Genomic DNA, 1,918 nt, shown 5'->3' with positions numbered 1-1,918 from the left:
CTTTGCTGCGAGCAGCCCATGAATATCGAAGAAAAGCGGATTCTAGCGCATTCCCCCGCGGCGATCGACCAGCAGCGCCGCCGTCGATGGCTTACCGCCGCGGCCGGCGGGTTCTCCCTGCTGGGGATGGTGGCGGCCTTTGCCATCGTGCCGGCAGCCGACCCGGCGCAAATCGACCAGCGCACGGTCGTCGAGCAGATACCCCTGGCGACCGCGATCAAGCTTGATGCAGGCAATCAGGCCTTTCTGCGCGAAGAGTACATACAGCGCAGCGATACGCTGGCCAGCCTGATGAATCGTCTTGGCGTGACCGAGCGGGCTGCGCTTGATCACCTTCGTCAGGATCAGGCAGCGCAGAAGATCATCCAGCTCCTGCGCCCGGGTAATGTCGTCACCGCACGGGCGGGCGAGAACGGCGATCTGCACTCGCTGCAGCTTCCGTTGCTCGACAAGGATGCGATGCTGGTCGTCGAGCGTCGCAGCAACGGCTTTGTTACACACGAGCAGCCGATCGCGCTGGAAACACGCCTCATCATCGGGTCGGGCGAGATCCGCAGTTCGTGGTTCGAAGCGACCGATGCGGCCGATCTGCCGGATGCCATCGCTGGCCAGTTGGTCGGGATTTTCGGCAGCGAGATCGACTTCCATCGCGATCTGCGCAAGGGTGATCGCTTCACTCTCGTCTACGAGGTGTTTTCCCATCAAGGGCAGGTCGTGCGCAGCGGTCGCATCCTGGCTGCCGAGGTGACAAGCCGGCAGAAGCTCTTGCAGGCCTACTGGTTCCAGCCGGCAAAGGGCGATGGTGCCTATTACACAGCTGACGGCAAGAGCGTTCGCAAGCCCTTCCTGCTCGCGCCGATAGAGTTCTCGCGCGTGACCTCGGGCTTTTCCGACGCCCGCTTCCACCCGATCCTGCAGACACTGCGCGCACACAAAGGCGTCGATTACGCCGCGCCCATCGGCACGCCCGTCCTCGCCGTGGCCGATGGCGTGGTCGACACGGCGGAGTTCCAGAACGGCTACGGCAACCTGATCGTGCTCAAGCACCAGGGCACCTACTCAACCGCATACGGTCATCTGGACGATTTTGCGACAGGTTTGCGCAAGGGGACCCAGGTGCGGCAGGGAGAAACCATTGGCTACGTCGGGCAAACCGGCTTGGCCACGGGCCCGCATCTGCACTACGAATTTCGCATCAACGACGAGCAGGTCGACCCGCTGGCCGTCGCCTTGCCCAATTCGATTCCGCTTGACCGCGCGCAGTTGAGCCGTTTCAAGGGAGCGCGTCTGGCGCTGCGCGCGCAACTGGACATGGCTAAACAGGTCAAACTCGCTGCGCTCGAATAGCGACGAGGGCAGAGTAGCGGCCCTGGACGGGGGCGGCGCGCGGCACCCTCCTCCGGTACGCCAAGCCGCCGCGAGGAATCGCGCGGCTATCGGTCATTTGAACTGGCCGCCGGTGTGATCGACACCGGCCGCCGACATCGCTCAGCTACGCTTGTTGCCGGTCAGCTTCTCGTACTTCACCCACAAAGCATCCTCGCTTTCCTCGTGTGCCGGGTCCTTCGGAATACAGTCCACCGGGCAGACTTCGACGCACTGCGGCGTATCGTAGTGTCCGACGCATTCGGTGCACTTCTTCGGGTCAATCTCGTAGATCTCGGCCCCTTGGGAAATCGCTTCGTTCGGGCATTCCGGTTCACACACGTCGCAGTTGATGCATTCGTCGGTAATTATCAAAGCCATGCTTGCTGTTCCTTCAGATCGTTGAAATTTCTCGTACTCGTTTAGCCAGGCGTTCACGAATCGCCGGCTGGACGAACTTGCTGACATCGCCGCCGAGAACGGCGATCTCGCGCACCATCGTCGCCGAAATGAACATGTACTGTTCGCCCGGCGTGAGGAATACCGTTTCCAC

2 protein-coding genes and 1 pseudogene are annotated in these 1,918 nt (G+C 62.0%); 1 reads left to right on the top strand and 2 read right to left on the bottom strand.

The annotated features are described in order from the left end of the window. The coding region (locus RKP46_RS06680) for a M23 family metallopeptidase (RefSeq protein ID WP_311105919.1) at window positions 1-1,347 on the top strand (1,347 nt) is incomplete at its 5' end. A gap of 141 nt (window positions 1,348-1,488) precedes the next feature. On the opposite strand, the gene RKP46_RS06675 is transcribed toward RKP46_RS06680, so the two are convergent. After that, on the bottom strand, window positions 1,489-1,746 hold the full coding sequence (locus RKP46_RS06675) for a YfhL family 4Fe-4S dicluster ferredoxin (protein ID WP_311105918.1): 258 nt from the start codon (window positions 1,744-1,746) through the stop codon (window positions 1,489-1,491). Between the two features lie 13 nt (window positions 1,747-1,759). After that, a pseudogene (locus RKP46_RS06670) lies at window positions 1,760-1,918 on the bottom strand (pantetheine-phosphate adenylyltransferase); the annotation flags it as partial.

It is taken from the genome of Accumulibacter sp. (genome assembly GCF_031732815.1).
GTDB lineage: Bacteria > Pseudomonadota > Gammaproteobacteria > Burkholderiales > Rhodocyclaceae > Accumulibacter.
This window is presented reverse-complemented; position numbering and strand designations above follow the sequence as displayed.

Excerpts from the sequence above, each read along its gene's own strand:
- RKP46_RS06675 (WP_311105918.1), bottom strand. The coding sequence starts at position 1,746 with ATGGCTTTGATAATTACCGACGAATGCATCAACTGCGACGTGTGTGAA.